This is a genomic window from Janthinobacterium sp. SUN176, assembly GCF_030587335.1.
Lineage (GTDB): Bacteria > Pseudomonadota > Gammaproteobacteria > Burkholderiales > Burkholderiaceae_D > Janthinobacterium > Janthinobacterium kumbetense.
Window position 1 is genome coordinate 2,405,617 of record NZ_JAPWIA010000001.1, and the last position, 23,743, is coordinate 2,429,359.

The following is a 23,743-nucleotide window of genomic DNA, read 5'->3' on the forward strand; positions in this document are numbered from 1 at the left end:
TGGCCCCCATCTCAAGCCACCGCGTGCTGCAGTTTGCCATTGCCCTGCGCGCCGCTGTAGCGGCTGACGGACAGGTCGTCGGCCAGGATGGCCGGCTTTTTCGACGACATCAGGTCGGCCAGCAATTGCGCGGAACCGCAGGACATGGTCCAGCCCAGGGTGCCGTGGCCCGTGTTCAGGAACAGATTGCGCAGCGGCGTGCGGCCGACGATCGGCGTGCCGTCCGGCGTCATCGGACGCAAGCCCGTCCAGAAGGTAGCCTCGGCCGTGTTGCCGCCGCCGGGGAACAGGTCGTTGACGACCATTTCCAGCGTTTCGCGGCGGCGCGGGTTCAGGTTCAGGTTGTAGCCGGCGATTTCCGCCATGCCGCCCACGCGGATGCGGTCGTCGAAACGCGTGACGGCGATCTTGTAGGTTTCATCGAGGATGGTCGACAAGGGCGCCTTGGCCGCGTTGACGATAGGCACGGTGATCGAATAGCCCTTCAATGGATACACGGGAATGTCCAGCAGCGGCTTCATGAAGCCCGTCGAGTAGGAACCGAGCGCCACGACATAGGAATCGGCCTTGACGATTTCCGCGCCACATTGCACGCCAGCAATTTCATCGCCCTGTGTCAGCAAGGCATCGATGGACACGCCATAACGGAACTTCACGCCCAGCGCCTCGGCCATCTCGGACAGGCGGGTGGTAAACAGCTGGCAATCGCCCGTTTCATCGTTAGGCAGGCGCAAGCCGCCGAACAGTTTATCCTTGACCGCTTCCAGGGCCGGCTCGGCGCGCGACAGTTCGTTGCGCTGCAGCACTTCGTACGGCACGCCCGCGTCTTTCAATACTTCGATATCCTTGGCGGCGTCGTTGTATTGTTTTTCGGTACGGAACAATTGCATCGTGCCTTGCTGGCGGCCTTCATACGTGATGCCGGCCTCGGCGCGCAGCACCTTGAAGCAATCGCGGCTGTATTCAGCCAGGCGCACCATGCGCTCCTTGTTCACGGCATACGCTTCCGGTGTGCAATTACGCAACATCTGCCACATCCATTTGAGCTGGGCGGCGCTGCCGTCGAGCGAGATGGCCAGGGGCGCGTGGCGCTGCATCATCCACTTCACGGCCTTCAGGGGAATGCCGGGCGCAGCCCATGGCGAAGCGTAGCCGGGCGAGATTTGCCCCGCATTCGCGAAGCTGGTTTCCAGTGCCGGGCCCGGCTGGCGGTCGATGACGGTCACCTCATGTCCTGCCTTGGCCAGATAGTAAGCACTGGTGACGCCGATGACGCCGCTACCCAGAATCACAATACGCATAGTTTCCTCATTATATTTTTTTAGGCTGACGCCAGATTAACCGCTATCATATTGGGAAAGAGCCAGTATTTGTTCACGTATAAATCGAGATATTCAGCAATAAATCATGAGAATCCTTAAAGAATCGGCACGTGGCCTCGACAAGCTGGATCGCCACATCCTGCGCATCCTGCAACAGGATGGCCGCATCTCGATGAAAGACCTGGGCGAACAGGTGGGATTGTCCATCACGCCCTGCATCGAACGGGTCAAGCGCATGGAGCGCGACGGCGTCATCACGGGCTACCACGCCAAGGTGAACCCGGCCGCGCTGGGCGCCAAGCTGCTCGTCTTTGTAGAGATTACGCTGAATCAAAAATCCGCGTCCGCCTTCGAGCAATTCCGCCGCGAAGTGCTGCAGATTCCCGAAGTACAGGAATGCCACCTGGTGTCGGGCGACTTCGATTACCTGATCAAGGCGCGCATCCATGAAATGGCCGAGTACCGCAAGCTGCTGGGCGACATGCTGCTGCAGTTGCCGGGCGCCGCGCAATCGAAGAGCTATGTGGTGATGGAAGAAATCAAGGAAACCCTGGCGCTGTCGACCGACGTGCTGCAAAATCGCTGAAGGTACCGCCTGCCGGTACCGACAGCATCAAATTTTGCACCTTTGTATAATCTTGTAGCACATTCGCGGCGACACAAGCACACTCCCTCCTGACATCACGCCCGTCCCCTCTGAGATTGGAAGCAGTGATGCACACTGGGAGTCCATATGAACACATTGATAAAACTGGCAGCTTCCTGCCTCGCGGGCCTGGCCGTGGCCATGTGCACCGCCAGTGAATACAAGGTCAACCGTGCGCCGGACAATGGCGCCATCTATCAAAACATCAAGGTCGGCAAGACCACCCGCCTCGACCTCGACGCGGCCCTGGGCAACGCCACCGTCGTCAGCTTCGATCCCGGCTATGAAGTCTGGGTCTACAAGAACCAGCTGAAGACGCCCAGCGTGACGCGGCTGATCCCCCTGCTGGGCGAAAAAGGCACGCGCGAAGTGGCCGTCATGTTCGACCAGGCCGGCATCGTCAAGAAGTTCCGCATCCACGAGCCGCGCAGGTAGGCGCAGGCCGCGCACGTGTGCGACAGCGTAAGGCAGCCGCCAGCCAGATGGCTATACTGGCTGCTGGCTCCCGCCGCCCACCGCCCACCTACCCTGCAAGGAGTTTCCATGCGCCTGCCCCTGATCGCTCCGAAAGACCTGACACAAGAACAACAGCCGCTGTACGACGATATGCGCAAAGGCATCACCAGCAATTTCAACGATTTCATCGCCGTACGCGAAGATGGCGCCCTGATGGGGCCGTGGAATCCGTGGCTGCACGAACCGGCCATCGGCAAGGCGATCTGGAACCTGACCCTGGCCATGACGGCCAACGCCACGCTGCCCGACAAGGTGCGCCAGATTGCCATCCTGGTGGTTGGCGCGCGCTACAACGCCGCCTATGAAATCTACGCCCACATCGCCGTCGCGGAGCGCGAAGGCATGCCTGCCGAGCGCCTGGCCACGCTGGTAGCGGACGTCAAGCCGCTCGACCTGGACAAGCAGGAAAGCGTGGCCTACGACCTGGCCTACGCGCTCAGCCGTGGCGGCACGCTGCCGGAGCCGCTGTACCGCCTGGCGCTGGCCACCTTCGGCCAGCATGGCATCAACGAGCTGATCTACCTCGTGGGCCTGTACGCACTGGTATCGACGACGCTGAACGGCTTCAACGTGCCGGTGCCGGAACGCGACTGAAGGGCCTGGCCCTGCACTGCTCATGCCGCTTCGGCGCGGCGGTCCGCCTGGCCTGGCGTGCCGCCGCGCGGTTCGACGGTGCGCGCCCGCCGCGCCCTCTTGTTTTACACTGGCGTTTTATTCTCCGGTGCCTCCATGCAACTACCCGCAAGCCTCACCCACATTTCGGCGGAACAAGACTGGCAACACACGACAGCGTATCCACCGCTCGGCTTCACCCCGTTTTCCGAAGGCGCGCTGGGCAATGGCGACACGTTCGGCCTGTACTGGCCCATCGGCCGCGAAGCGTCCGAACCGATCGTCGTCGAAACGTGGCATGACGAGTGGCGCCTCCAGCCGAATTTTTCCAGCCTAGCCGCTTTCCTGCGCGCCCACGCGGCAGCCGGCGATGCTGAAGACGAAGACGAAGTAGGCTACGTGGCGCCGCCCACCTTGGCCGACGACCCCGCCTCGCCGCGCGCCGCCTTCCTGGCGGCCAAGGAGCATATCGCCCAGCGCAACCCGGACGCGGCCATCGCGCTGCTGGAAGCGGCGCTGGCCCTCCTGCCCGAATACACGGATGCGCTGGTGCTGCTGCACGGCCAGTATGTGCGCGCGGGAAGAATCGATGAGGCCGTCAAGGTGGCGATCCAGGCCATCATCTCGCCCCCCTCGTTCGGCGGCCCGCCCTTGAAAGCCTTGCAATGGCTGCGCACGCAGCCGGTGCCGGACGGGGAAATCGACCCCATCTGGCGCGCCTGCGGGCAGCTGTCGTTCAACTTTGGCGGCAGCAAGGACAATGCGGATTACCCCGTGCTGCTGGCCGCTATCGACACGTATCTTGAGCAAGGCAATTACCGCTGCGCCTCGACCCTGATGCAAACCTACGCGGAACTGATGAGCGCGGAAACCGTCTCCTTCCAGGAACGCCATGCCTTCGAGCCGGCCGCCTTCATCGCGCGGCAACTCGCCGTCAGCGTAATGCTGCCCCAGGGCAGCCGCGACCCGGCGCTGCTCTGGTCAAGCGAGCTGGCCTAGCTGCTGGCGGAACAGCTTGCGGTACGCCGAGGGCGACGTCTGCAGGTTCGCGCGAAAATGCTGGCGCAGGGACAGGGCCGTGCCGAAGCCGGCCTCCTGCGCCACGACGTCGATCGAGGCCCCGCTCTTTTCCAGCAAGCCTTGCGCATGCGCAAGACGCTGGTTCAGCAGCCACTGCTTGAACGACGTTCCCGTCGCCTGGCGGAAATGGCGCGTGAAGTTGCGCCGGCTCATGGCGGCCCGTTCGGCCAGCGCATCGATGCTGTGGGGTATGCCCAGATTGGCCGTCACGCAAGCCAGCACCTCGGCGAAGCGCCCTTCGCTGCCGGACACGGGCAGCGGGCGCTCGATGAATTGCGCCTGCCCGCCCTGGCGGTGCGGCGCCACCAGCAGCCGGCGCGCCACCCGGTTGGCCACCTCGGCGCCCGCCAGCTGGCGCAGCAGATACAGGCAGCAATCGAGGCCGGCCGCCACGCCGGCCGACGTCAGCACGCCGCCATCGTCCACGTACAGCACTTCCCGGTCTACCCTGACTATGGGATAGCGGGCCGCCAGCCGCTCCGCCATGCCCCAGTGCGTGGCTGCGCTCTTGCCATCCAACAAACCCGCCTGCGCCAGGGGAAACGCACCCAGGCACAGCCCCACCATGCGCGCGCCGCGCCGGCTGGCGGCCTGCAACGCCGCGACCAGGGGCGGCGGCGCATCGCGGCAATCGTCGTGCCAGGCCGGCATGATGACGATATCGGCCCCATCCAGCCCTTCCAGGCCGAACTCGGGCGTGATGCCGAAGCCGGCCGCCGTGCGCAAGGGCACGGGATCGGCGGCGCACACGCGCACGTGGAAAGGCGGCAGGTCGGCCTCGTCCGTCTGGGCGCCAAACACGAGGCAAGGCACGGACAAGTGGAAGGGCGTCATGCCGTCGAAGGCGATCACGGCCACGCTCAAGGGGGAGGAAGGTGCAGGAACGGTAGACATGGCCCGATTTTATCGCACATCGGCCTTCGGGCCACTTTTTATTTGCGGCGCGCAGCTTGAAAATGGCGCTATCGAGGAAGTCCATCCTCTTTCAACCGTTCCAGGAGAAACCATGTCCACCCACGCTTCCACCGCCCCACGCCGCGCCCTGCTCGTCATCGACGTGCAAAATGAATACTTTACGGGCGACATGCCCATCGAATATCCATCCGTCGATATTTCCCTGCCCAACATCGTCACCGCCATGGCCGCCGCGCGCGCCGCCGGCGTGCCCGTCATCGTCGTCCAGCACGATGCGCCGGAAGCCTCTCCCATCTTTGCCAAGGGCAGCGACGGCTGGCAGCTGCATCCGCAAGTGGCCGCCTTTACCGCCAACCACCGCATCAACAAGGTCATGGGCAGCGCCTTCGCGGGCACGGACTTGCAGGCCTGGCTGGGCAGCCACGGCATCGACACCCTGACGGTGGTCGGCTACATGACGCACAATTGCGATGCCGCCACGATCTTCCACGCCGCGCACGACGGCTTGCAAGTCGAATTCCTGCAGGACGCCACGGGCACCCTGCCGTATAGCAACACGGGCGGCACGGCCAGCGCCGAGGAAATCCACCGCGTCTTCAGCGCCGTGTTCCACTCGAATTTCGCCGCCGTCGTCAGCACGCAGGACTGGCTCGCTGCCGTGCGCGAAGGCAAGCCGCTGGAAAAGGACAATATTTATCTGTCGAACCAGCGCGCGCGCAAGGCGCAGGCGAACTGACGCTGGCGGGAATGGACGGGTATCATGCGTCCATTCCTTACTTGATGATGCTCTATGCGAAAAATAACTGTGCTTGGTTCAAGCGCTGTTGGCGTGTTCCTGCTGGCAACCGCCGCCCTGGTACTGGCCGGACTCAACGACAAGCTGGCGCCCGCCGACGTGATCGTCGTGCCCGGCAATACGATCTTGCCCGACGGCACGCCCAGCCCCCGCCTGCAGGCACGGCTCGACGTGGCGCTCAAGCAATTCCAGGCACACCGGGCGCCGCGCATCCTCGTCAGCGGGGCCACGGGCAAGGAAGGTTTTGACGAGGCCGCATCGATGGCCCGCTACCTGCAGTCGCGCGGCGTGCCGTCCAGCGCCATCCTTGAGGATAATCAAGGCTGGACCACGGAGGCCACGGCCCGCAATGCGGCGGCCCTGATGCACGAGCACGGCTGGACGACGGCCATGGTCGCCACACAATATTTCCACGTGCCCCGCTTCAAGCTGGCGTTGGAGCGCAGCGGCATCGTCGTCAGCGGCCAGGTGCACGCCCCTTATTTTGAACTGCGCGACCTGTATTCAGTGCCGCGCGAAACGGTGGGCTATGCCGTGTATTTCATGCGCCACTGAGCACGCGTTTTCACTCGCTCCAGTCGCGCGACCGTTCGACAGCGCGCTGCCATTTATGCAAGCGCGTCAGGCGCTCGTCGGCCGCCATGGCCGGTTCGAAGCGGCGTCCCACCTGCCACTGGGCGGCGATTTCTTCCTGCGAGTCCCAGAAACCCACGGCCAGGCCCGCCAGGTAGGCGGCGCCCAGGGCCGTCGTTTCCGTCACCACGGGACGCACCACGGGCACATTCAAGATGTCGGCCTGGAACTGCATCAGCATGTCGTTGCGGGCCGCGCCGCCGTCGACGCGCAGCTCGGATAGCGCGATGCCCGCGTCGTCCTGCATGGCGGACAGCACATCCACGTTCTGGTACGCCACACCCTCCAATGCCGCGCGCGCGATGTGCGCCTTGCCCGTGCCGCGCGTGATGCCGATCAGGGTGCCGCGCGCATACGGGTCCCAGTACGGCGCGCCCAGGCCCGCGAACGCGGGCACGAAGACGAGGCCGCCCGAATCGGGCACGCTGGTGGCCAAGGCTTCCACTTCGGACGAGTCGCGGATGATGCCGATGCCGTCGCGCATCCATTGCACGGCTGCGCCCGCGATAAAGGCGCTGCCTTCCAGCAAATAATCGGTCTGGTCGCTGCCCGCGCCCAGGCTCCAGCCCACCGTCGTCAACAGCCGGTTTTTCGATGGCAAGGGGCGCTTGCCCACGTTCATCAGCATGAAGCAACCGGTACCGTAAGTATTCTTTGCCATGCCAGGTTTCAGGCACGCCTGGCCGAAGGTGGCCGCCTGCTGGTCGCCCGCGATGCCGGCAATCGGCACGGACACGCCCAGCAAGTTGGCATGCGTGTGCGCCGCCACGCCGCTCGATGGCACGACGTCGGGCAGCAGGGAGGCGGGAATGTCGAGCAGCGCCAGCAGGTCCGTATCCCACTGCAAGGTATGGATATTGAACAGCATGGTGCGCGCCGCGTTGCTCGTGTCCGTCAAGTGGGCGCCGCTCATCTTGTAGATCAGCCAGCTGTCGACGGTGCCGAAGGCCAGCTCTCCCCGCTCGGCGCGCGCGCGGGCGCCGGGAACGTTGTCGAGCAGCCATTTGAGCTTGGTGGCGGAAAAATAGGCGTCCAGCACGAGTCCCGTCTTGCGCTGGATCACGTCCGCCTTGCCCTGCTCGACCAGTTGCTCGCAGTAAGCGGCATTTCTGCGGTCTTGCCAGACGATGGCGTTGGCGACGGGCGCGCCCGTGGCGCGGTCCCACAGCACCGTCGTTTCGCGCTGGTTGGTCACGCCGATGGCGGCCACGTCGGATGCCGCCACGCCGCTGTCGCGCAACACCTGCTGCAGCACGCTCTCTTGCGAGGCCCAGATGTCGTTCGCGTCATGCTCGACCCAGCCCGGCTGGGGAAAAATCTGGCGAAACTCGCGCTGCGCGCTGGCGTGCGGCCGACCCGCATGGTCGAACAAAATGGCGCGCGAACTGGTGGTGCCCTGATCTAAAGCAAGTATGTATTTGGTCATTGTCTGGTGGTGCGAAAATCGGGTAAAAACAGGCACGGAGCCGATTCGCTCCGTGCCCTCGGGACAGCCCCGGCAGAAGCTTACACGACTACCTTACCTTGCCTTCTTTCCAAGCCTGCAATAATTTATCGTATGCAATCGTTTCACCCTTCGGCTTTTCATTTGCCAGCTTTTTCCATGGGGCATGCTGGTCCGACAGATACTGGTTCGGATCGACCTTCGGATTGAGCTTGGGCGCGCACGCCTTCATGCCGGCCCGCTGCAATCGCGCCATGACCTGGTCCATTTCCTCGGCCAGGTTATCCATGGCGGCTTGCGGCGTTTTTTCCGCCGTAATCGCCGTGGCCACGTTCTTCCACCACAACTGCGCCAGCTTCGGATAGTCGGGCACGTTGTTGCCGGTCGGCGTCCACGCCACGCGGGCGGGGCTGCGGTAAAACTCGATCAAGCCGCCGTACTCGTTCGCGTGCTTTGTAAAATAATCGTGGCGGATGTCGGAATCGCGAATAAACGTCAGGCCGACGATGGATTTCTTCAGCGACACGGTTTTCGAGGTGACGAATTGCGCATACAGCCAGGCGGCGGCCTTGCGGTCGTCCGGCGTGGACTTGAACAGGAACCAGGAACCGACGTCCTGGTAGCCGTTCTGCATGCCCTCTTTCCAGTACGGGCCGTGCGGCGACGGCGCCATGCGCCATTTCGGCGTGCCGTCCTTGTTCACCACCGGCAAGCCCGGTTTCGTCATGCCGGCCGTAAACGCCGTGTACCAGAAGATTTGCTGGGCGATTTCGCCCTGCGCCGGCACGGGGCCCGATTCCGAGAAATTCATGCCGTTCGCCTGCGGCGGTGCGTATTTCTTCATCCAGTCGATGTATTTCGTCAGCGCAAACACGGCCGCCGGCGAATTGGTGGCGCCGCCGCGCGACATCGACGCGCCCACCGGCGTGCACTTGTCGGCCGCTACCTTGATGCCCCACTCGTCGACCGGCATGCCGTTCGGAATGCCCTTGTCGGCCGCGCCAGCCATCGACAGCCACGCATCGGTGAAGCGCCAGCCCAGCGACGGATCTTTCTTGCCGTAATCCATGTGGCCATAGACTTTCTTGCCATCAAGTTCCTTCACGTCATTCGTGAAGAAATCGGCGATGTCTTCGTACGCGGACCAGTTTTGCGGCACGCCCAGCTCGTAGCCATACTTGGCCTTGAACTTGGCTTGCAAATCCTTGCGCGCGAACCAGTCGGCGCGGAACCAGTACAGGTTGGCGAATTGCTGGTCGGGCAATTGATACACCTTGCCGTCCGGCGCCGTCGTAAAGCTGATGCCGATAAAATCTTTCAAGTCCAGGCCCGGATTCGTGAATTCCTTGCCCTTGGCGGCCATGTAGTCGGACAGGGGTTCCACGGCGCCATAGCGGTAATGGGTGCCGATCAGGTCGGAATCAGAAATCCAGCCGTCATAGATGCTCTTGCCGGACTGCATGGACGTTTGCAGCTTTTCCACCACGTCGCCTTCCTGGATGATGTCGTGGCGCACCTTGATGCCCGTGATTTCCTCGAAGGCCTTGGCCAGGGTCTTCGATTCGTAGACGTGGGTGTCGATGGTTTCCGAGACAACGGAAATTTCCTTGATGCCCTTGGCTTTCAGCTTGGCCGCCGCATCGATGAACCATTTCATTTCAGCAAGCTGCTGCTGCTTGCTCAGGCTGGATGGCTGGAATTCCTTGTCGATCCAGGTTTGCGCCTGCTTGGCGTCCGCCAGGGCCGCATTCGACACGAGCATGGCCGCAGCCGCGAAGACCGTGAACTTCAATTTCATCGTGAATCTCCTTTTTAGTTGTCATCCGGCCTGCGGTGGCGGGCCGGTATTCTCATCTACGACTTATCCCCAACGCATTACCACCAACAACACTACAAAACTGATGCCAGCCCCGATGGCCTGCTGCATTTCCGTGAACCCCGCCCACGCCAGGTTCACGTAGGCGGCCGTCAACAGCCCGATGAACAGGCGGTCGCCACGCGTGGTGGGCATGGGCAGGAAACCCTTGCGTTCGATGCTGGGCGAATGGATTTGCCACACCGTCATGCCGGCCAGCATCAGGCCGATGCAAATGAAGAAGACGGCCACTTCCGGCGTCCAGGCCATCCAGCCGAACAGGCTGGCCGTGCTATCGGTATTTTCCATGTCACACCCTCCCCATCGCAAAACCCTTGGCTATGTAATGCCGCACGAACCAGATCACCAGCGCGCCGGGCACGATGGTCAGCACGCCCGCCGCCGCCAGCACGCCCCAGTCCATGCCGGCCGCCGACACGGTGCGCGTCATGGTGGCGGCAATGGGCTTGGCATTGACGGACGTCAAGGTGCGCGCCAATAACAATTCCACCCAGCTGAACATGAAGCAGAAGAACGCCGTCACGCCCACGCCAGACTTGATCATCGGCAAGAAGATGCGGATAAAGAAACGGGGGAAGCTGTAGCCGTCGATGTACGCCGTCTCGTCGATTTCCTTCGGCACGCCGGACATGAAACCTTCCAGTATCCACACGGCCAAGGGCACGTTGAAGACCATGTGCGCCAGCGCCACGGCCAGATGCGTATCCATCAGGCCCACCGTCGAATACAGCTGGAAGAACGGCACGAGGAAGACGGCGGGCGGCGTCATGCGGTTGGTCAAGAGCCAGAAGAACAAATGCTTGTCGCCCACGAAGTTGTAGCGCGAGAAAGCATACGCTGCCGGCAAGGCAACCGTGACGGACATGACCATGTTCAAGGCCACGTAAATCATGGAATTGATGTAGCCGCTGTACCAGGAACGGTCCGTAAAAATCGTGTGATAGTTGGCGAACGTCAATTGCTGGGGCCACAGGCTCAGCACGCCGACGATTTCCTCGTTGGTCTTGAGCGACATATTGAGCATCCAGTAGATGGGCAGCAAGGAGCCCAGCAGGAATACGATCAGGATGGCGCTGCTCATTTTCTTGTGCATCATTTCTGGTCTCCCGTGCCGACTCTCTGCATCCACGTGTACAGCACAAAGCAGAACAGCAGGATGATGAGGAAATAGATCAGGGAAAACGCGGACGCCGGCCCCAGGTCGAACTGGCCCACGGCCTTTTGCGTCAGGTATTGCGACAAGAAGGTCGTCGCATTGCCGGGACCGCCGCCCGTCAGCACGAACGGTTCCGTGTAGATCATGAAACTGTCCATGAAGCGCAGCAAGACGGCGATCATCAGCACATTGCGCAGTTTCGGCAGCTGGATGTAGCGGAACACGGCCAGACGCGAAGCGCCGTCGATGCGCGCCGCCTGGTAATACGCGTCGGGAATGGCGCGCAAGCCCGCATAGCACAGCAGCACGACCAGCGGCGTCCAGTGCCAGATATCCATCACCATCACCGTCAGCCACGCGTCGAGCGAATTGCCGTTGTAATTGTAGTCAAAGCCCAATTGATTCAAGCTATAGCCCATCAGGCCGATGTCGCCGCGGCCAAAGATTTGCCAGATGGTGCCCACCACGTTCCAGGGAATCAGCAAGGGCAGCGCGATCAGCACCAGCGCCAGCGACGCCTTCCAGCCATCGGCCGGCATGCACAGGGCGATCAAGATACCCAGCGGAATCTGGATCGCCAGCACGGAGCCGGAAAACAGCAGCTGGCGCAGCAAGGCGCTGTGCAAGTCGCCGTCCAGCATGACCATGCGGAACCACTCCGTGCCCACGAAGACCTTTTGCGTGGGGCTCAGAATATCCTGCACGGAATAGTTCACCACCGTCATCAGCGGCAGGATGGCGGAAAAGGCCACGCACAGCAGCACGGGCAAGATCAATAGCCAGGCGCGGCGGTTGTTATCGGTTTTACCGTTATGTATCATCAGGCCACCCGCTTATCGTTGACATAGAAAAGGGTGCGTTGCGGCGGGAAGCGCAGCCGCACGGCATTCCCGGCCACCGCGTCGATGGCGCGCAGCTTGGCCGCCACCGTCGCACCGCCCAGCTGGAATTCCGCCAGGTAATGCGTACCCATGTTGCGCACGGCCGTGACCGTGGCGTCCAGGCAATGGTCGCCCCCCTCTTCTCCCGGATACGCCTTGACGCACTCGACGAATTCGGGCCGCACGCCCACCGTGATTTTCCCTTGTGCCCCGGAAAGCGCCGCGCGCGCGGCGGCGGACACGGCCAGCACTTGTCCCGCCACGCGCAAGCCGCCATCGTCCAGGGTGCAATCGAGCAAATTCATGCCCGGATTACCGATGAAATAGCCGACAAACGTGTGTTCCGGTTCCTCGAACAGCGCTTGCGCGCTACCCGTCTGCACCACTTCGCCCTGCGTCATGACGACCACCTGGTCGGCAAAGGTCAGCGCTTCCACCTGGTCGTGCGTGACGTAGATCAATGACAATTTCAGTTCGTGGTGGATTTCCTTCAACTTTCGGCGCAGCAGCCATTTCAAATGCGGATCGATCACCGTCAGCGGTTCGTCGAACAGCACGGCCGCCACGTCCGGGCGCACGAGACCCCGGCCCAGCGAAATCTTTTGCTTGGCGTCCACGGACAAGCCGCTGGCGCGCAATTTCAAGTCGCCCGTCAATTCCAGCATCTGCGCCACCTGCTGCACGCGCTTCTTGACTTCCGTCTCTTTCCAGCCGCGATTGCGCAACGGAAACGCCAGGTTGTCGTGCACGGTCATGGTGTCGTAGATGACGGGAAACTGGAACACTTGCGCGATGTTGCGTGCTTCCGTGGGCAGCTGCGTCACATCCTTGCCGTCGAACAGCACCTTGCCATGCGACGGTTTCACGAGGCCGGAGATGATATTGAGCAAGGTCGTCTTACCGCAGCCGGACGGCCCCAGCAAGGCATACGCGCCGCCGTCATGCCATTCCATGCTCATGGGCCGCAGCGCATAGTCGCTTGGCGCCGTCGGGTTCGGTTTGTAGGCGTGGGCCAGGTCGACCAGTTCGATGCGCGCCATGTCAAGCTCCTCCTTGTTCTGGAGCAAACAGCAGCCCGCCGTCTTGCGCGAAGATCAGCAAGGCGTGCGGCTGGCAATACACGGTGCAGGCGCTGCCGATCTCCAGGTTGTGCACGCCGCCCAGCTGCGCCACCAGGGCCAGCTCGCCGCGGCGCGCATGCACATAGGTTTCCGAGCCGCTGATTTCCGCCAGGTCCACCTGCGCCGCGATGGGCACGTCGCCATCGGACTGGGGAGACAGATGCAGGCTGTGCGCGCGCACGCCGAGGATCACCTCCGTGCTGTCGCCCAGGCGGGCGCGCTGCGCGCCGCTCAGGTGGATGGCCAGGCCGTCGGCCGCCTGCGCCACGCCGTGCGCATCCACGCGCGCGGGGATCAGGTTGATGGGCGGATCGCTGAAGGTGCGCGCCACGTCGATGGAATTGGGGGCGTTGAAGACGTCCAGGGTCGGTCCCTGCTGCAGCAGGCGTCCCTCGTGCAGCACGGCCACGTGGCCGCCCAGCTGCAGCGCTTCCAGCGGTTCCGTGGTGGCGTACACGACCGTCGTGCTGCCGCCGGAAAACAGTTCCGTCAATTCGCGGCGCAATTCCTCGCGCAATTTATAGTCGAGGTTGACGAGCGGCTCGTCGAGCAGCAGCAGCGACGCATCCTTGATCAGCGCGCGCCCCAGCGCCGTGCGCTGCTGCTGGCCGCCGGACAATTCTCCGGGCGTGCGCTGCAGATACGGCGTGATGTGCAGGCGCTCGGCCAGCGCCAGCACTTTCGTGCGGATCTGTTCCTCGGGTTCCTTGCGCAAGCGCAAAGGCGAAGCGATATTGTCGTAGACGGTGAAGGCCGGATAGTTGATGAATTGCTGGTACACCATGGCCAGGTTGCGTTTGCTGACGGGCACGCCCGTCACGTCGACGCCATCGGCCGTCACCGTGCCCCCGCTGGGCTTGTCCAGGCCCGCCATCACGCGCATCAGGGTCGTCTTGCCGGCACGCGTGGTGCCCAGCAAGACGTTGATGGCGCCCGGCACGAGGGCCAGCGACATCGGATATAAAAAGTCGTCAGCCCCCTGCTTCCTGCTGATCTTGTCCAGTACCAGTTGCACGCGCTTCTCCTCCAGTGATGGTTTCTTGTTCTTCGCCGCACCCTCTGCGGGGCGCGGTCGCCAACGTGTGCTGCTTACGGCAAAGGGTGCTGCAACAGCCAGGCATCGAGCGTGTCCGCCGTCGCGCGCGGCAGGTGCAGGCCCAGCTTGGAGCGCCGCCACAGGATGTCGGCCGCGCTGACGGCCCATTCGTGGCGCCGCAGATAATCGACTTCCGCCGCGTACAGGCCGGCGGCGATTTCCTCGCCCATGGCCGCCACATCCCTGCGCCCGGCGAGCAGCACGTGGATGCGCGTGCCGTAGGCGCGTGCATAGCGCGCCACCAGCGCCGCCGGCAGCCACGCGTACTCGCGCTGCAAGCCTTGCACGAACTGGCCGAACTCGCGCACGGACCGGTTCTGCGGCGTGATGCCGAACACGTCGCCGCCGGGCAGGCAGGCGCTGGCTGTCCAGGCCGGCAGCGTATTGCCCAGCAAGGGCGCCAGCATGTCCATGGCTTCCTCGGCCAACTTGCGGAAGGTGGTGATCTTGCCGCCGAAAACACTGAGCAGCGGCGCACCTTCCTGGTCCAGCTCGAAGCGGTAATCGCGCGTGACGGCCTTGGCGTCGGCCGCCGCGTCTTCCACCAGCGGGCGCACGCCCGCATACGTCCAGACCACGTCGGCCGGCGAGATTGACTTGCTGAAATAGTAACTGGAAAGCTCGCACAAGTAACGAATTTCCTCGTCATCGATTTCCACCTTGCCCGTGTCGCCGTGATAGTCGAGGTCAGTAGTGCCGATCAGGGTGAAATCGTGCTCATACGGAATGGCAAACACGATGCGCCCGTCCGGATGCTGGAAGATGTAGGCATGATCATGCTCGAACAGGCGCTTGACGACGATATGGCTACCCTTGATCAGGCGCAAATGCCGGCCCTGCCCACCGGGCGCGGCCTGTTGCAGGAACTCGGCCGTCCACGGCCCGGCCGCGTTGACGATGCTGCGCGCGCGCACCGTGCTCTGCCGCCCGCTGGCGTGCTGCAAGGTGGCCAGCCAGGCAGCGTCCCCGCCCGCACCGTCGCGTGACAGGGCCATGCAGCGCGTCTGCGTCAGCACCTGCGCGCCCTTGTCCGCCGCGTCGATGGCGTTCAGGACCACCAGGCGCGCATCGTCGACCCAGCCGTCGGAATACACAAAGCCCCGCTTGAACTCGGGTTTTAACGGTGTGCCGGTCGCGTGGCGGGTCAGGTCGATGCCGCTGGAGGCCGGCAGGATTTCCCGCTTCGCCAGCATGTCGTAAAGGAACAGGCCGGCGCGTATCAGCCAGGCCGGGCGCTGGCCCTTGGCGTGCGGCATGACGAAGCGCAGCGGCCACATGATGTGCGGCGCCGAGCGCAGCAGCACTTCGCGCTCGATCAGCGCCTTGCGCACGAGGCCGAATTCATAGTATTCGAGGTAGCGCAGGCCGCCGTGTATCAGTTTGGTGGACGCGGACGAGGTGTGCGCGGCCAGGTCGTCCTTTTCGCACAGCAGCACCGACAAGCCCCGTCCGGCCGCGTCGCGCGCGATGCCGGCGCCATTGATGCCGCCGCCCACCACCAGCACGTCGTATGCCATCGCTGTCTCCACACCTTGCTGTGCTGCGGCCATCGGGACTCCGTGTCTGTCGGGGAAAGGGCGGCGAGGAAAGACTAGGCATCGCCGGCGACTGTCGTTAAGATCACCATCTAGTAATACGCATGCAATATGAATAAGATACGCCAGAATGCGAACTCATAGCAACATATTTTCATCACTATTTGTTCGTTTCTGTTCGTTTTTGATTTTTAAAGAGACAAGCCCATGATTTTGAATCCCCGCCAGCGCCGCCTGCTCGAAGTGGTGCGCCAGAAGGTCACCATGTCCGTCGAAGAGCTGGCCCAGCAGTTGGGCGTGACGCCGCAAACCGTGCGCCGCGACGTCAAGCAGATGGAAGAAGCGCGCCTGCTGGCCCGCTACCACGGCGGGGTCGGCTTGCCCTCGTCCGTGGAAAACATCGATTACAGCCAGCGGCAAGTGTTCAACAGCGAGGCCAAGCGGCGCATCGCCGCCGCCGTCGCCGCGCAAGTGCCGCACGGCTGCTCACTCCTGATCAATATCGGCACGACGACCGAGGAAGTGGCGCGCGCGCTGGGGCGGCACACGGGCTTGCACGTGGTGACGAACAACCTGAACGTGGCCGCCATCCTGGCCGACAACGCCGCCTGCGAAGTCATCGTGGCCGGCGGCGTGGTGCGCGGGCGCGACCGCGGCATCGTCGGCGAAGCCACCATCGACTTCATCCGCCAGTTCAAGGTCGACATCGGCATCATCGGCATTTCCAGCATCGACGAGGATGGCAGCCTGCGCGACTTCGACGCGCGCGAAGTGAAGGTGGCGCAAGCCATCATCGAGCAGTCGCGCGAAGTGTGGCTGGTGGCCGACCAGCACAAATTCGGCCGCAAGGCGCTGGTGCGGCTGGCCGACCTGGCGCAAGTCGATATCCTGTTTACGGATGCGCCGCCGCCCCCCCGCTTTGCCGAAGTACTGCGCGAAGCGGGCGTGAAGGTGGTGCTGGCCTGAGCGGGCCGCATTTCTGCATCAAAACCTCGCACTGTCGCGTGGGCAATACGTCGTATGTGGGCAAGCACACGGAATGATATGAAATATTTATCAATTCGGCAAAAATCCTGTTACCATTGATGCAACATGAGTTATTTTTTTAATCTTCCTCTCTGGCAATACGATTATTCGCTTGATATTGTTTTTTATCTATCCAGAGCAAGAAAAAAGGAAAAACTCTTTGCCGGTAAGTGATTTCCTGTGAAAACAGTGTTAGAAATACCTCAAGCACGATGATTGTTCCCAAACAAACCACTCGACAGCAAGCGTGAAGGCCTTAACCATGCCGGCAACGCCGCCCAGTGAAGGAAAAGAAATGAGCCATAATTTTGAAACGGCCGCCATGCCGCAAGCCGCCCACCCCAACAGCGTCCCCGTCAGCGAGCTGGAAGCCCATCTCGGTTACTGGCTGCGTTTCGTCTCCAACCACGTTTCCCACAGCTTCCAGAAAAAAGCCGAGGCCAATGGCGTGACGGTCTCCGAATGGGTGGTGCTGCGCGAAATGTTCCGCCTGGGCTGCACCTCGCCCACGGTGCTGGCGCAAGTGTCCGGCATGAGCAAGGGCGCCGTATCGAAACTGATCGACCGCCTGGAAAGCAAGGGCATGGTCAGCAAATCGATCCTGCTGGCCGACCGCCGCCAGCATTCGATCGAACTGACCACGGAAGGCGAGGCGCTGGTGCCCGTGCTGGCCGGGATGGCCGACCAGAACGACGAGGAATTCTTCGGCAAGCTGCCGCGCCAGCTGCGCGACGACCTGCTCGAAGCGATGAAGGAAGTGGCGCGCACGCACCAGCTCAAGAACGCCCCGCTGAACTAGCAGCAGTCATGTATCAGCAAGGGTGACGCGGTGGCGCGGGCGCTTCGGCTATGATGCTGGCCTGACCGTTTACCAGGAACCCGCATGGCCCTGCACATCGAAACTCCCTTGCTCAACTCGCGCGCCCTGAGCCTGCACAGCGAACGCGCCATCTGGCTCAAGCTCGAAGCCTTGCAGCCGCCCGGCTCCTTCAAGATCCGCGGCATCGGCCTGGCCTGCGAAGAATACGCGCGGCGCGGCGCCAGCCGTTTCATCTCCTCTTCCGGCGGCAATGCCGGCATCGCCGTCGCCTATGCGGGACGCCAGCTGGGCATCCCCGTCATCGTCGTCGTGCCGGAAACGACCAGCGAACGGGCCAAGGCCCTGATCGCGCAGGAAGGCGCCGAAGTCATCGTGCACGGCGCCGCGTGGCAGGAAGCAAACGCGCTGGCGCAGTCCATGCTCACGCCGCAAGACGCCTTTTTGCATCCGTTCGACGACCCGCTGCTGTGGCAGGGCCACGCCGGCATGATCGATGAAGTGGCTCGCGCGGGCCTGAAGCCGGACGCCGTGGTGCTGTCGGTGGGCGGCGGCGGCTTGCTGGCCGGCGTGGCCGAAGGCTTGCAGCGCAATGGCTGGGATGACGTGGCCCTGGTGGCCGTGGAAACGCAAGGCGCGGCCTCGCTGGCGGCGGCCGTGGCCGCGCGCGAACACGTGGCCCTGCCGGCCGTGAGCAGCATCGCCACGTCGCTGGCCGCGCGCCAGGTCTGCGCGCAGGCGTTTGCCATCAGCCAGACGCGCCTGCTGCACAGCGTGGTGGTGTCGGACCGGGCCGCCGTCGACGCCTGCCAGCGCTTCATCACCGACCAGCGCCTGGTGGTGGAGCCGGCCTGCGGCGCCGCACTGGCGGCCGTCTACGGCAAGGCGCCGGAACTGGCGCCCTACCGCAAGGTGCTCGTCATCGTCTGCGGCGGCGTGACGGCCACCACGCAGCAGCTCGACCACTGGAGCGCCACCCTGTAAGTAAAACCTACGGCGCCGCCTCGAGCAGCGCCACGCCGTCGCGGCCCTGCCCCTTGGCGGCATACAGGGCCTGGTCGGCCAGGTCCAGCAACTGCGCCGGCGTCAGCGCGCCTTCGCGGAAGATGGCGATGCCGATGCTGGTCGTCACCGGCAGCGGGCCGCTGGCCAGCGCGAAGGGCTGGCGGATGGCGTCGATGATCTTGGCGCCGACCTGGCGCACTTCGGCCGCGCCGTTCACGCCTTCGAGAATGATCACGAATTCATCGCCGGCCAGGCGCGCCACCAGATCGCTGGCGCGCACGCTGCGCACCAGGCGCGCGGCGAATTCCTTCAGCACCTCGTCACCCGCCTTGTGTCCCAGGCTGTCGTTGATGGCCTTGAAACGGTCGATATCGAGATAGGCCAGCGCCATCGGCGCGCGCGCGGCCCGCGTGCGCTGCATGCTTTGCGCCAGCTGCTCGTCGAAGCGGCGCCGGTTGGCGATGCCCGTCAGGGTATCGGTGGCGGCGGCAGACTGCAGCGCAGTGTGCACCGCCTTGGTCTTGGTGATTTCGTGGATCAGGCCATACACGCCTTCCACCGCGCCGCTCTCGCCCACGTCCGGCACGTAACTGGTCTGGAAGGCGCGCGGGCCGGCCTCCCCTTCGCCGCCGATGGTAAATTCATATTCGACCTCCTCGCCCGCGAAAGCGCGCCGCAGGTAGGCTTCGCGCAATTGATACGCCTCTTCGCCGAGCACGTCGCGGATCGACTGCATCAGGCTTTCCCGCTGCGACCTGCCGAACCATTTTTCAAACGTGGCGTTGATGAACTGGTAGCGGTGCTCGCGGTCGATATACACGATCACCACGGGCACGTGGTCCGTCAGCAGTTTCAGGCGCCGCTCGCTGCCGCGCGTCTGCGCCTCGGCGATTTCGCGCTCGGCCACCAGCGAGTAAAAGTCGCGGCTCAAGTCGCCGATCTCGTCGCGCCGCTCGATTTGCAGCACATCGATGCCCAGGCGATGACGGCGGATCTCATGCACCTGGTGGCGCAAGCGCGCCAAAGGCTGCAACAGGCGCAGCACCACGCGCCAGCCGGCCAGGCCCGCCAGCGCTGCCAGCAGCACGGCGGCCAGCAGGATCTTGCTGCGGATGGCGTGCAGCGGCGCGAACGCGTCGCTCATGGGATAGACGGAGGCCAGTATCCAGTCCGTCGAGGCGATGCGGTGGTAGGCAAACAGGGCATCGACGCCTTGCGAGGTGGTGCCCGTCAGCCAGCCCTCGAAACCCTGCATGGCGCGCCGCGTCGGTACGCTGATGGGGCCATGCGCTTCGATATGCTGCATGATGCGCGACTTGTCGGGATGCTCGACGATCACGCCTGCGCTGGTCATGATGTACAGGTAGCCGCCCGGACCCGGCTTGAGCGCGCCCAGGCGCCCCAGGAAATCGGGCTGGCGCAGGTTCACGCTGGCCGCCAGCACATAGCGCACGCCGCCCTGCGCGTCGAACACGGGCTGGGTCACCACGACGATGGGCATGCCGGAAATGCTGCCGTTGAGCGGCGCGGAAATCACCGAGCGCCGCGTCGCCAGCGTCTGTTCGAAGTAAGGACGGCCCTTGACGTTCAACCCCGCCTGCGGCTTGAAGGGACTCACGCTGGCCAGGACAACGCCGTCGATGCCGACCACGCCGGCCGAATAGAACTCCTTGCTCAGCACCGTTTGCGCGGCCAGGAAGCGCTGCAGGCTGGCGCCGTCGTGCGCGCCGCCGGCCGCCAGGCTGTCCGCCATCGCGCGCAGCACATTGCGCTTCGCGTCGAGTTCTTCATCGATGAAGACGGCGGCGCTGGACAGCGATACGTACTGCTGGCGCCCCGTCACGTCGCGCATGCCGCGCTCGGCCACGGCCAGGGTGGCCAGCGCCAGCGAGGCGACCGCGCCCAGCACGAGCAGGAAGACGACCACGCTCATGCGCGCCTTCAGGCTGGCGGGCAAGTGCCGGCACAGCCATTTGCGCCAGGTCGTCACGGCAGCTGCTGCAAATGCCGGCACAGACGCTCGACCGACTCTTCCAGCGCCAGGGCGCCCGTATCGAGGGTCAGCGCGGCCGCCAGCGGCGCTTCGTAGGGAGCGGACACGCCCGTGAATTCGGCGATCTGCCCCGCGCGCGCCTTCGCGTACAGGCCCTTGACGTCGCGCGCCTCGCACACGGCCAGCGGGGTGCTGACGTGGACTTCGATGAAATGCGCCGTGCCGACGATGGCGGCGGCCATGGCCCGGTCGGCGCGGCTGGGGGAAATGAAGGCAGCGATGACGGTCAGGCCCGCGCCGTTCATCAGGCGCGCCACTTCGGCCACGCGGCGGATGTTTTCATGCCGGTCTTCGGGCGTAAAACCCAGGTCGCGGTTCAAGCCATGGCGCAGCTGGTCGCCGTCGAGCATAGCCACGGCGCGGCCCTGCGCCTTCAGCGCCTGCGCCAGCGACAGGGCGATGCTGGTCTTGCCGGCGCCGCTCAAGCCCGTCAGCCAGACCGTCGGGTGTTGTACTGCTGTCATCACACTGCCTCTCTGTTATAGAGCTGGCAATATAACAAAGCCGTGCCGGAAAGGACAGATTTTCAGGCCGCGCTGCGCGCCTCAAGCAGCAACTGTCGTATCTCCGGTACGCAGGAGCCGCAATTGCCGCCCGCCTTGACGCAGGCCGTCACCTGCGCCGTCGTCGTCAGCTTCTGTTCCACGATGGCCGCGCAAATGGTATTGCGCCCCACGCCAAAGCACGAACACACGGTGGGGCCGGCGTCCATGCCCTTGCCGATGGGCTGGCCCAGCAGCACGCCGGCGCGATCAAGCGCATCCATTTGCGCGTGCGCAAACAGGCCAGCCAGCCAGCTGCGCGACGGCAGGTCGGGACGGGGCGACACGTACACGCATTGCGCGATGCGCCCCTCGTCCAGGTGCACGGCGCGGTATACGCCCGCGCTGGCATCCGCATAATCGAGCCAGTCGGCATTCTCGTCCGTCACGCCCAGCAGCGCGCGCGCCCAGGCGCCGAGATCCTCGATGCGCTGGCGGCCGGCCAGTTCGTAGCGCAGGAATTGCTCGCCCTGGATGCGCGTCCAGTGCGCCACGCCGTCCAGGTTCAAGGGCGTGCGGCTCAGGACAAACGCATGCCAGTGCACGCGGAATTGCTCGATGCGCACGGGCGTGTGCTTGAATTCCGGTTCGCCCGAGACGGGGTCGACGACCGGGTTGACGACGGCGCCCACGCGCGCGTCGGACGCATTCGCGTCGCTCCAGTGGATGGGCACGAAGACCTGGCCGCGCGCGATGCCGCCGCCATGCACGACGCGCGCCACCATCGCGCCCCAGGCGCTGGAAATGCGCGCCAGCTCGCCTTCGCGCACGCTGTACAGCAGCGCATCCTGCGGGTGGAGGTCGATGAAGGCCTCGGCGACGTGCCCCGACAGTTTCGCCGCCTTGCCCGTGCGCGTCATCGTATGCCACTGGTCGCGCACCCGGCCCGTGTTCAGGATCAGCGGATAGTCTTCGTCGGGCATGTTGCGCGGCGCGCGCGGCGCCGTGGGCACGAAACGCGCGCGCCCGTCCGCATGCGCGAAGCGGCCGTCGCCGAACAGGCGCGCCTGGCCCTGCGGCCACTGCTGCGGCGCCAGCGCGTCGTATTGCGCGGCGCTCAGCGCCGTCAGGTGCGACAGATTGAACAGGCGCGCCAATTCCCCCTCGTTGCGGAAGGCGGACAGGCGCGCGTGTTCGTCGAAAATGGCCTGCGGCGACGCGAAATCGAAGCCGGCATGGCCCATGCGCCGCGCCACGTCGCACAGCACGTCCCAGTCGGCGCGCGCTTCGCCGGGCGCCGGCAGAAACGCCCGCTGGCGTGAGATGCGGCGCTCGGAATTGGTCACCGTGCCATCCTTTTCACCCCAGCCCAGGGCTGGCAGCAGCACGTCGGCATGGACGTTCGTGTCCGAGCCTGCGCTGATGTCCGACACCACCACCAGTTCGCACTTGGCCAGCGCGCGGCGCACCTGGTCCGCGTCCGGCATGCTGACCAGCGGATTGGTGGCGATGATCCACACGGCCTTGACCTTCCCGGATTCGATCGCGTGGAACAGTTCCACGGCCTTCAGGCCAGGCTTGCTCGCCATGCGCGGCGAGCCCCAGAAGGTTTGCACGGCCTCGCGGTGCAGCGGCTTGTCCAGCTCCAGGTGCGCCGCCAGCATGTTGGCCAGGCCGCCCACTTCGCGCCCGCCCATGGCGTTCGGCTGGCCCGTGAGGGAAAACGGCCCCATGCCGGGCTGGCCGATGCGTCCCGTCGCCAGATGGCAGTTGATGATGCTGTTGACCTTGTCCGTGCCGCTCGATGACTGGTTCACGCCCTGGGAAAACGCGGTGACGACCTTGCGCGTGGCGGCAAACGCCTGGTAAAACGCCAGCAAGGCGTGCGGGTCGACTTTGCAGATGGCCGCCACCTGCAAGGGGTCGCCGCAATCCACGTGGGCGGCCGCCAGCGCGTCGTCGAGGCCCGCACTGTGCTGCGTGACGAAAGCGTCATCGATCGCGCCTTCCCGCGCCAGATAGCACAGCAAGCCGTTGAACAGCCACACGTCGGTGCCCGGTTTGACGGGCAGGTGCAAATCGGCCAGCTCGCAGGTGGCCGTGCGGCGCGGGTCGATCACCACCAGTTTCATGTGCGGCCGGGTTTCGCGGATGCGGGCGATGCGCTGGAACAGGATCGGGTGGCACCAGGCCGTGTTCGAGCCGACCAGCACGATCATGTCGGCCAGTTCCAGGTCTGCGTAGCAGCCGGGCACGATGTCTTCGCCGAACGCGCGCTTGTGGCCCGCCACGGCCGACGACATGCACAGGCGCGAATTGGTGTCGATATTCGCGCTGCCCACGTAGCCCTTCATGAATTTATTGGCAATGTAATAATCTTCCGTCAGCAGCTGGCCCGACACATACAGGGCCACGGCGTCGGGGCCGTGCTCGGCTATGATGGCGCGCAAGCCGCCGGCCACTTTTTCCAGCGCGGCGTCCCACGAGGACGGCTGCAGCACGCCGCCGACGCGCACCTGCGGCCGCAGCAGGCGGTCGTCGAGGCCCAGGGTGTCGCCCAGCGCCGAGCCTTTCACGCACAGCTTGCCCAGGTTGGCCGGATGCGCGGCATCGCCGGCGATGCGGATGGCGCCGTCGGGCAGGCGCGCCGCTTCCACGCCGCAGCCGACGCCGCAGTATGGGCAGGTGGTTTTCACGGGCGTGCAAGTCGTCATGGGGGTATCCTGTCGGT

Annotated in this window: 22 protein-coding genes; 9 read left to right on the plus strand and 13 right to left on the minus strand. The window is 64.3% G+C overall.

Features of this window, described 5'->3' with window-relative positions; all coding sequences use genetic code 11:
* Positions 1-11: 11 nt before the first annotated feature.
* Positions 12-1,301, minus strand: coding sequence for a D-amino acid dehydrogenase (locus O3299_RS10880; RefSeq protein ID WP_305062305.1), 1,290 nt, complete (start codon positions 1,299-1,301; stop codon positions 12-14).
* Between the two features lie 106 nt (positions 1,302-1,407).
* On the opposite strand from O3299_RS10880, the gene O3299_RS10885 reads away from it, so the two are divergent.
* The 4 genes from O3299_RS10885 to O3299_RS10900 all read left to right on the plus strand — a co-directional run bounded on the left by O3299_RS10885 (position 1,408) and on the right by O3299_RS10900 (position 4,095).
* Positions 1,408-1,908 carry an Lrp/AsnC ligand binding domain-containing protein gene (locus tag O3299_RS10885; protein WP_070222192.1) on the plus strand — a complete coding sequence of 167 codons (501 nt, stop codon included), beginning with the start codon at positions 1,408-1,410 and terminating at the stop codon, positions 1,906-1,908.
* A 147-nt stretch (positions 1,909-2,055) separates the two neighbouring features.
* Positions 2,056-2,403 carry a hypothetical protein gene (locus O3299_RS10890; RefSeq protein ID WP_099667338.1) on the plus strand — a complete coding sequence of 116 codons (348 nt, stop codon included), beginning with the start codon at positions 2,056-2,058 and terminating at the stop codon, positions 2,401-2,403.
* Between the two features lie 108 nt (positions 2,404-2,511).
* A complete protein-coding gene (locus O3299_RS10895) occupies positions 2,512-3,078 on the plus strand; it encodes a carboxymuconolactone decarboxylase family protein (protein ID WP_289897335.1) in 567 nt (188 codons plus the stop codon).
* Between the two features lie 135 nt (positions 3,079-3,213).
* Positions 3,214-4,095, plus strand: coding sequence for a tetratricopeptide repeat protein (locus O3299_RS10900; protein WP_305062306.1), 882 nt, complete (start codon positions 3,214-3,216; stop codon positions 4,093-4,095).
* Here O3299_RS10900 and O3299_RS10905 read toward each other — a convergent pair.
* Positions 4,078-5,070 (minus strand): GlxA family transcriptional regulator, encoded by a 993-nt coding sequence (locus O3299_RS10905; protein ID WP_305062307.1) that lies wholly within the window; start codon positions 5,068-5,070, stop codon positions 4,078-4,080. The two genes, O3299_RS10900 and O3299_RS10905, sit on opposite strands and share 18 nt — an antisense overlap.
* A gap of 112 nt (positions 5,071-5,182) precedes the next feature.
* Here O3299_RS10905 and O3299_RS10910 point away from each other — a divergent pair, with 112 nt between their 5' ends.
* Together O3299_RS10910 and O3299_RS10915 are read left to right on the plus strand one after the other, a co-directional pair.
* Positions 5,183-5,827: a cysteine hydrolase family protein gene (locus tag O3299_RS10910; RefSeq protein WP_305062308.1), complete on the plus strand. Its 645-nt coding sequence runs from the start codon at positions 5,183-5,185 to the stop codon at positions 5,825-5,827.
* A gap of 54 nt (positions 5,828-5,881) precedes the next feature.
* On the plus strand, positions 5,882-6,442 hold the full coding sequence (locus tag O3299_RS10915) for a YdcF family protein (RefSeq protein WP_305062309.1): 561 nt from the start codon (positions 5,882-5,884) through the stop codon (positions 6,440-6,442).
* Positions 6,443-6,452: 10 nt separating this feature from the next.
* Here the strand turns inward: O3299_RS10915 and glpK are convergent, their stop codons facing one another.
* The 8 genes from glpK to glpD form a co-directional block, all read right to left on the minus strand.
* Positions 6,453-7,946, minus strand: a complete 1,494-nt coding sequence (glpK, locus tag O3299_RS10920; RefSeq protein ID WP_305062310.1) for a glycerol kinase GlpK — start codon at positions 7,944-7,946, stop codon at positions 6,453-6,455.
* 88 nt (positions 7,947-8,034) lie between these two features.
* Complete coding sequence (locus O3299_RS10925) at positions 8,035-9,762, minus strand: ABC transporter substrate-binding protein (RefSeq protein WP_034779106.1); 1,728 nt, start codon at positions 9,760-9,762, stop codon at positions 8,035-8,037.
* A 63-nt stretch (positions 9,763-9,825) separates the two neighbouring features.
* Positions 9,826-10,128 (minus strand): DUF2160 domain-containing protein, encoded by a 303-nt coding sequence (locus tag O3299_RS10930; RefSeq protein ID WP_370385273.1) that lies wholly within the window; start codon positions 10,126-10,128, stop codon positions 9,826-9,828.
* Between the two features lies 1 nt (position 10,129).
* Positions 10,130-10,936: a carbohydrate ABC transporter permease gene (locus O3299_RS10935; RefSeq protein WP_099667331.1), complete on the minus strand. Its 807-nt coding sequence runs from the start codon at positions 10,934-10,936 to the stop codon at positions 10,130-10,132.
* The gene (locus O3299_RS10940) at positions 10,933-11,817 is read right to left on the minus strand and encodes a carbohydrate ABC transporter permease (protein WP_099667330.1); all 885 of its coding nucleotides are present in this window, start codon (positions 11,815-11,817) and stop codon (positions 10,933-10,935) included. Before O3299_RS10940 ends, O3299_RS10935 begins: the two co-directional genes overlap by 4 nt.
* Positions 11,817-12,917, minus strand: a complete 1,101-nt coding sequence (locus tag O3299_RS10945; protein ID WP_305062311.1) for an ABC transporter ATP-binding protein — start codon at positions 12,915-12,917, stop codon at positions 11,817-11,819. Before O3299_RS10945 ends, O3299_RS10940 begins: the two co-directional genes overlap by 1 nt.
* A gap of 1 nt (position 12,918) precedes the next feature.
* Positions 12,919-14,013: an ABC transporter ATP-binding protein gene (locus O3299_RS10950; protein WP_099667328.1), complete on the minus strand. Its 1,095-nt coding sequence runs from the start codon at positions 14,011-14,013 to the stop codon at positions 12,919-12,921.
* A gap of 74 nt (positions 14,014-14,087) precedes the next feature.
* Positions 14,088-15,611, minus strand: coding sequence for a glycerol-3-phosphate dehydrogenase (gene glpD / locus O3299_RS10955; RefSeq protein WP_305052600.1), 1,524 nt, complete (start codon positions 15,609-15,611; stop codon positions 14,088-14,090).
* A gap of 225 nt (positions 15,612-15,836) precedes the next feature.
* On the opposite strand from glpD, the gene O3299_RS10960 reads away from it, so the two are divergent.
* From O3299_RS10960 to O3299_RS10970, 3 genes are all read left to right on the plus strand, one after another.
* On the plus strand, positions 15,837-16,595 hold the full coding sequence (locus O3299_RS10960) for a DeoR/GlpR family DNA-binding transcription regulator (protein WP_180278743.1): 759 nt from the start codon (positions 15,837-15,839) through the stop codon (positions 16,593-16,595).
* A gap of 355 nt (positions 16,596-16,950) precedes the next feature.
* Positions 16,951-17,454 (plus strand): MarR family winged helix-turn-helix transcriptional regulator, encoded by a 504-nt coding sequence (locus O3299_RS10965; protein ID WP_077406479.1) that lies wholly within the window; start codon positions 16,951-16,953, stop codon positions 17,452-17,454.
* Positions 17,455-17,538: 84 nt separating this feature from the next.
* Positions 17,539-18,456, plus strand: coding sequence for a pyridoxal-phosphate dependent enzyme (locus O3299_RS10970; protein ID WP_305062312.1), 918 nt, complete (start codon positions 17,539-17,541; stop codon positions 18,454-18,456).
* A gap of 7 nt (positions 18,457-18,463) precedes the next feature.
* Here O3299_RS10970 and O3299_RS10975 read toward each other — a convergent pair whose 3' ends face one another.
* The 3 genes from O3299_RS10975 to O3299_RS10985 all read right to left on the minus strand — a co-directional run bounded on the left by O3299_RS10975 (position 18,464) and on the right by O3299_RS10985 (position 23,726).
* Positions 18,464-20,467, minus strand: a complete 2,004-nt coding sequence (locus O3299_RS10975) for a diguanylate cyclase domain-containing protein (protein WP_305062313.1) — start codon at positions 20,465-20,467, stop codon at positions 18,464-18,466.
* Complete coding sequence (gene cysC, locus O3299_RS10980) at positions 20,464-20,994, minus strand: adenylyl-sulfate kinase (protein WP_305062314.1); 531 nt, start codon at positions 20,992-20,994, stop codon at positions 20,464-20,466. Before cysC ends, O3299_RS10975 begins: the two co-directional genes overlap by 4 nt.
* Positions 20,995-21,056: 62 nt before the next feature.
* On the minus strand, positions 21,057-23,726 hold the full coding sequence (locus tag O3299_RS10985) for a nitrate reductase (RefSeq protein ID WP_305062315.1): 2,670 nt from the start codon (positions 23,724-23,726) through the stop codon (positions 21,057-21,059).
* Positions 23,727-23,743: the final 17 nt, after the last annotated feature.

What these genes read in the sequence shown, in the direction of transcription:
- O3299_RS10970 (WP_305062312.1), top strand. Translation starts at nt 17,539, where the DNA reads ATGGCCCTGCACATCGAAACTCCCTTGCTCAACTCGCGCGCCCTGAGC.
- O3299_RS10925 (WP_034779106.1), bottom strand. Translation starts at nt 9,762, where the DNA reads ATGAAATTGAAGTTCACGGTCTTCGCGGCTGCGGCCATGCTCGTGTCG.
- O3299_RS10900 (WP_305062306.1), top strand. Translation starts at nt 3,214, where the DNA reads ATGCAACTACCCGCAAGCCTCACCCACATTTCGGCGGAACAAGACTGG.
- O3299_RS10965 (WP_077406479.1), top strand. Translation starts at nt 16,951, where the DNA reads ATGAGCCATAATTTTGAAACGGCCGCCATGCCGCAAGCCGCCCACCCC.
- cysC (WP_305062314.1), bottom strand. Translation starts at nt 20,994, where the DNA reads ATGACAGCAGTACAACACCCGACGGTCTGGCTGACGGGCTTGAGCGGC.
- glpD (WP_305052600.1), bottom strand. Translation starts at nt 15,611, where the DNA reads ATGGCATACGACGTGCTGGTGGTGGGCGGCGGCATCAATGGCGCCGGC.
- O3299_RS10905 (WP_305062307.1), bottom strand. Translation starts at nt 5,070, where the DNA reads ATGTCTACCGTTCCTGCACCTTCCTCCCCCTTGAGCGTGGCCGTGATC.
- O3299_RS10945 (WP_305062311.1), bottom strand. Translation starts at nt 12,917, where the DNA reads ATGGCGCGCATCGAACTGGTCGACCTGGCCCACGCCTACAAACCGAAC.
- O3299_RS10880 (WP_305062305.1), bottom strand. Translation starts at nt 1,301, where the DNA reads ATGCGTATTGTGATTCTGGGTAGCGGCGTCATCGGCGTCACCAGTGCT.
- O3299_RS10890 (WP_099667338.1), top strand. Translation starts at nt 2,056, where the DNA reads ATGAACACATTGATAAAACTGGCAGCTTCCTGCCTCGCGGGCCTGGCC.
- glpK (WP_305062310.1), bottom strand. Translation starts at nt 7,946, where the DNA reads ATGACCAAATACATACTTGCTTTAGATCAGGGCACCACCAGTTCGCGC.
- O3299_RS10915 (WP_305062309.1), top strand. Translation starts at nt 5,882, where the DNA reads ATGCGAAAAATAACTGTGCTTGGTTCAAGCGCTGTTGGCGTGTTCCTG.
- O3299_RS10910 (WP_305062308.1), top strand. Translation starts at nt 5,183, where the DNA reads ATGTCCACCCACGCTTCCACCGCCCCACGCCGCGCCCTGCTCGTCATC.
- O3299_RS10930 (WP_370385273.1), bottom strand. Translation starts at nt 10,128, where the DNA reads ATGGAAAATACCGATAGCACGGCCAGCCTGTTCGGCTGGATGGCCTGG.
- O3299_RS10885 (WP_070222192.1), top strand. Translation starts at nt 1,408, where the DNA reads ATGAGAATCCTTAAAGAATCGGCACGTGGCCTCGACAAGCTGGATCGC.
- O3299_RS10895 (WP_289897335.1), top strand. Translation starts at nt 2,512, where the DNA reads ATGCGCCTGCCCCTGATCGCTCCGAAAGACCTGACACAAGAACAACAG.
- O3299_RS10960 (WP_180278743.1), top strand. Translation starts at nt 15,837, where the DNA reads ATGATTTTGAATCCCCGCCAGCGCCGCCTGCTCGAAGTGGTGCGCCAG.
- O3299_RS10985 (WP_305062315.1), bottom strand. Translation starts at nt 23,726, where the DNA reads ATGACGACTTGCACGCCCGTGAAAACCACCTGCCCATACTGCGGCGTC.
- O3299_RS10940 (WP_099667330.1), bottom strand. Translation starts at nt 11,817, where the DNA reads ATGATACATAACGGTAAAACCGATAACAACCGCCGCGCCTGGCTATTG.
- O3299_RS10935 (WP_099667331.1), bottom strand. Translation starts at nt 10,936, where the DNA reads ATGATGCACAAGAAAATGAGCAGCGCCATCCTGATCGTATTCCTGCTG.